At 66.4% G+C, this 4,972-nt stretch carries 7 protein-coding genes; all 7 read left to right on the top strand.

What is annotated here, in order from left to right:
* A partial coding sequence (locus tag VSX56_RS20375; RefSeq protein WP_350939351.1) for a phage portal protein occupies positions 1–1,092 on the top strand: 1,092 nt, incomplete at its 5' end.
* The gene (locus tag VSX56_RS20370; RefSeq protein WP_350939350.1) at positions 1,079–3,187 is read left to right on the top strand and encodes a head maturation protease, ClpP-related; all 2,109 of its coding nucleotides are present in this window, start codon (positions 1,079–1,081) and stop codon (positions 3,185–3,187) included. The genes VSX56_RS20375 and VSX56_RS20370, both read left to right, overlap by 14 nt.
* Positions 3,188–3,276: 89 nt before the next feature.
* A complete protein-coding gene (locus tag VSX56_RS20365; protein WP_350939349.1) occupies positions 3,277–3,609 on the top strand; it encodes a DUF2190 family protein in 333 nt (110 codons plus the stop codon).
* Complete coding sequence (locus tag VSX56_RS20360; RefSeq protein ID WP_350939348.1) at positions 3,606–3,923, top strand: head-tail joining protein; 318 nt, start codon at positions 3,606–3,608, stop codon at positions 3,921–3,923. The genes VSX56_RS20365 and VSX56_RS20360 overlap by 4 nt, the downstream gene beginning before the upstream one ends.
* Position 3,924: 1 nt before the next feature.
* Entirely contained in the window at positions 3,925–4,335 is a 411-nt protein-coding gene (locus VSX56_RS20355) for a hypothetical protein (protein WP_350939347.1), read from the top strand.
* A 38-nt stretch (positions 4,336–4,373) separates the two neighbouring features.
* Positions 4,374–4,577 (top strand): hypothetical protein, encoded by a 204-nt coding sequence (locus VSX56_RS20350; protein WP_350939346.1) that lies wholly within the window; start codon positions 4,374–4,376, stop codon positions 4,575–4,577.
* A 3-nt stretch (positions 4,578–4,580) separates the two neighbouring features.
* A partial coding sequence (locus tag VSX56_RS20345) for a hypothetical protein (RefSeq protein WP_350939345.1) occupies positions 4,581–4,972 on the top strand: 392 nt, incomplete at its 3' end.

The raw sequence follows: 4,972 nt of genomic DNA, 5'->3' as shown, positions 1-4,972 counted from the left end.
GATGCGCTTGGCGAGTATGACCTCTTCGAGATGCAGGGGATCGTGATGTCCACGGTCTTTGCCGATGGCGAGGTGCTGGTGCGCCGGCGCATGCGCAACCCGCGCCATGATCCGCAGCTGCGGCTGCCCTATCAGGTCGAGCTGATCGAGGCCGATTATCTCGATATGACGGTGCAATCGCATGGCAAGAACCTCGTGGTGGAGGGGATCGAATACGGGCCGACCGGCGCGATCGAGGCCTATCACCTCTATAACGAGCATCCCGGCGCCGTGCAGAACCGTAAGGCTCTGAGCTCCACGCGGGTGCATTACTCCGACATCCTGCATATCCGCCGTTTTGATCGCGCGGGCCAGCTGCGGGGTGTGCCGTGGCTGGCCCCTGTCATGATGACGCTGGGCGAGCTGGGTGATTACCAAGAGGCGCAGATCCTCAAGCAGAAGATGGCCGCGCTGATGGCGGTGGTGATCGAATGGGAGGATGCGGCCACGCGTCCGGCCAATGCGGGGGCGGGGCTCGAGGAGCTGGCCCCGGGGGCGGTGGTCAACCTGCCCGCGGGCGCAAAGCCCAACTTCACCACCCCGCCGAGGATCGACGGCTATGACGAGTTCATGCGCCGTGGCCTTGGCATGGTCGCGATGGGTCTGGGCATCAGCTACGAGGCGCTCGCGGGCGACCTGAAGGGCGTGAACTTCTCCTCGGGCCGGATGGGGCGGATGGAGATGGATCGGCTGATCCGCATGTGGCAGCGGGGCCTGATGATCGGCCAGTTCTGTCGCGGCATGGAGCGCTGGTTCCGCGAGGGGCTGGCGGTCAAAGGGGCGGCCTTGCCCACCTTCACCATCGACTGGACGCCGCCGCGCCGGATCCTTGTCGATCCGACCAAGGAGATCCCCGCGATGATCGAGGAGGTCGAGGCGGGGCTGAACTCGCGCCAGCGCACCCAGCGCGAGCTGGGCCGCGATCCCGACACGATCCGCGCCGAGCGGGCGCAGGATCTGGCCGCCGATAACGCCGCCGGTCTGGATCCGGTGACGCCTCCAAGCGGACGGGCCGCCGATAGCAATAAGGAAGAGACTGATGAAGGCGAGTGACCTGATCGTAGGCGGCGAGCTGATCCTGAGCGGGACGGTGCTGCTTGATGACTATGCGGGCTATATGCTCGAGAGCGATATCTTCTTCGCGCCGCGCATAGTGCGCGATGCCCTGCAGATCATGGGCGAGGGGCCGGTGACCGTGCGGCTCAATTCGGGCGGCGGGCATGTCTGGGCGGGCGAGCAGATCCGCGCGATCCTCGCGGCCCATCCGGGCGGCACAACGATCGTGGTCGAGGGGCTTGCGGCCTCGGCCGCCTCGCTCCTTCTGATGGCGGGGACCAGGCGCCTGATGTCGCAGGGCTCGCAGCTGATGATCCATGATCCGTCGGGTTTTGTCTTCGGGACCGAAGCCGAGATGCGCCGCGAGGCCGATGTGATCGGGGCCTCGGCCCAGACCTATGCCGCGGTCTATGCGAGCGCCTCGGGCAAGACGCCCGAGGAGGTCCGCGAGATCATGAAGGCCGAGACCTGGTATGGCCCCGAGGAGGCCGTGGCGCAGGGCTTTGCCGATGAGGTGGCGGGCGAAGACGCCGCGCCCACCGCCACCGTCAGCCTGACAAAATTTGCCACGATGGAGGCCGCGCAGGCGGCCTTCATGAGCGCTGGAGCGAGCTTCGAGCAGCTCCTGTCCCGTGTTCCGGACGCGGCCCGCCGCGCCACCCCCAAACCCAAGGAGATTTTGATGACCACGCCCACGACCACCCAAACCCAGACACCGCCCGCACCGGCCCCGGTGATGAGCACCCCGCCGCAAACGCCGCCCGCACCAGCACCGCAACTGGCCCCCCAGATGGCCACCCCGCAGCCCGATCCGGTGGCGGCCGAGCGGGCGCGGGTGAAGGGCATCCGCGAGATGGCCGCGCCCTTCCTGACCTCGGGCCGGTTAATGCAGGCCGATATCGATGCGCTCATCGATGATGGCACGGCGCTCTGCGATGCCGGCACCCGCTTCATGGCGCAGATGGCGGCGGCTGAAGCTCCCTCCCGGAGCCACAGCCCCGCCCGCATTACGCGCGACGAGATCGACACCCGCATGGAAGGCATGATCGGGGCGCTGATGAAGAAGACCGACGGGCCAGCGGCGGACTATCGCGGGCTGCGGATCAAGCGCATGGCGATGGATCTGGGCGGAGCCACGCGCGGCTATGACGAGGCAGCGCAGGTCAAGCGCGGCATGATGGCCACCACAATGACCGGCGGGGCGCTCGGCGTCAGCGATTTTGCCTATATCACCACCGAGGTGATGAAGCGCACGCTCCTTGCCGCCTATCAGCGCCGCGCGGCCAGCTGGCAGCTGGTGACCGGCGCGCCGATCTCGGCGGCCGATTTCCGCGAGCTGCATGCGGTGCGCTTCGGGGGCGACTTCCAGCTCAAACCCGTGGGCGAGAATGGCGAGTATAAGCAGGCGCGTCTCGTCGATGAGGCTGAAGGTCTGAAGGTCGAGCGTCGGGGCCGCACGATCAACCTCACTTTTGAATCGGTGATCAATGACGATATGGGGGCCTTCCAGCGCATCCCGACCGAGTTCGCCACCGCCGCGCGGCTAATGGAGGCGTCGATGGTCTGGACGCTCTTCCGCACTAACGCCAAACTCAAATCCGATGGCAAGGCGCTCTTCCATGCCGATCACGGCAACCTCGCAGCAACGGCGGCAGCGATCTCGGTTGCTTCGATTGCGGCGGCCCGCAAGGCGATGTGGGAGCAGCGGGCGTTCGGCTCGAAAGATAGCGATGACTTCCTCTCGATCGAGGCCGACCGGCTGATCGTGCCGCCCGCGCTCGAGATGGTGGCGGGGCAGTTCATCACCACGATCACCCCGGCCAAGACGGCGGATGTGAACCCGTTCTCGAATTCACTGACGCCCTCGACGGTCGGGCATCTCGGCGCCGCGGCCGGTGGCTCGGATACCGCCTGGTATCTGGTCTCTTCCGACATGCCGCCGATCCAGCACGCCTATCTCGAAGGCTATGAGGCCCCGACGGTCGAGACCCTTGATGGCATGAACCCCGATGTGGTGACGATGAATGCGCGCCACATTTTTGGGGCGGCAGCGGTCGAGTATCGCGGCACCTACAAGAACGCGGGCGCCTGATCGGGCGTGAGGCAACGAGATTGATCTGACGAGCGGGCGCCCTTTGTGGCGCCCGTCGTCGTTTGCAGAGGAGCGAGAAGGAGATCGCGATGAAGACCTATGTGCAAGCGGGTGAGAACATCACCCTGACCACGGAGGCCGCAGTGGCCTCGGGCCAGCTGGTGAAGATCGGGGCCATCACGGGGGTGGCGCAAGGCAAGGCTGCAGCGGGGGATCCGGTGACGCTGATCCGGCGCGGTGTGTTCGAGCTGCCCAAGACCTCGGCGCAGGCCTGGACGGTGGGCGCCAAGATCTATCTGGCGGCCGCGGGCGATGTGGTGACCACGGTGGCCTCGGGCAATAGCCTCGTGGGCGTGGCGCTGGAGGCGGCCGATGACCCGTCGGAGATCGGCATCGTGCTGCTCGATGGCGGGGTCCGATGAGCGTCTTTGCGGGGATGGCCTCGATCCTCGGTGAGGTGCTGGGAGATCCGGTTCTCTACAGTCCCAAGATCGGCCCGCCACGCGAGATCCAGTCGATCTTCCGCGCCGAGCCGATCGAGGCCGAGGATCAGGACGGCCACCCGATCACCATCATGGCACCCACCTGGCGGGTGCGGCGGGATCTGGTGCCGGATCTTGCCAAAGGGGACCGGATCGACCCGCAGACGGGTGACACCTACACCATCGCGCTGATCCGTCCCTCGGGCTCGCCCGCCGCCGATGCCTTCCTCATCTGCGAGCTCTCCAAGGTCTGACATGAGCCGCACCCAGTTCCGTCGCCTCGCGCATGAGGCGCTAGCGGCCTCCGCAGACCTCGCGGGCTTTACATTGGTCTCGGCCTGGGCGGGGAACTTCTCGGCCAATGACCTGCCGGTGATGGGCGTGGCCACTCCGCGCGAGCGGGGGCGTCCCGGCACGCTCGCCTCTTTCGAGCGCGAGGTGCTCCTGCAGGTGGTGATCAAGCGCCTCGGCGGCACGGAGATCGAGGACCAGCTCGACCGCGATGCCGAGGCGATCGAGGCGGCGGTGATGGGGGCCTTCGGCACCGAGCGGATCACCCTCACGCCCGAGGAGGTCACCACCACCCTCAATGGTGAGGGCGAGGCGGTGATCGGCACCGCCGTCATCAGCTTCACGCTCCAATATCTCAACCCCCTGCGCCGGTAAGGCGCGGGGATCGTTCTTCATAGCAAAGGAGCTTCGCGATGCCGAAGGTCAAGAATACCGGGGCCAGTGATCTGACCCTGCCGAGCGGTCATGTCCTGCCCGCCGGCAAAGAAACCGAGCTGCCGCAACCGGTGCTCGATCTGATCGACAACCGCAATGTGCTGGGCGGGCGCATCCGCTCGGGCGCGATCGTGATCGCGGCGGAGACCAAACCCGCCACCACCTCCGAGAAGAAGGGATAACCCATGACCCAACGCACCTATATCGGCGCCACCGTCGAAGTGGCCGAAGGCAAACCCGCCACGCTCGATGGGGCGGGCTTTGGCGCCCTCACAGGCTTTGCCGAAGTGGGCGAGATCACCGAGTTCGGCGAGATCGGGGACACGTCCGAGGACACGACCGAGACCACGCTCAAGGGCCGCACGCTGCACGTCAACGGCGCGCTCGATGGCGGCACCTGTGACTTCACCTTCCTCCTCACCGGCGACACGGATGCGGGGCAGGAGATCCTCAAGGCCAAGTCGAACACCAATGACGATGTGTCGGTGAAACTCACCGATCCCGATGGCGAGGTGATCTACTTCCACACCAAGGTCGCCAATATCCGCGACCGCTCGCGCACGGCCTCCACCGCCAA

Origin of the sequence: Thioclava kandeliae, from assembly GCF_040297545.1 — a bacterium.
Lineage (GTDB): Bacteria > Pseudomonadota > Alphaproteobacteria > Rhodobacterales > Rhodobacteraceae > Thioclava > Thioclava kandeliae.
The sequence above is the reverse complement of the archived record's forward strand: the minus strand, read 5'-3'. Positions and strand labels throughout refer to the sequence as shown.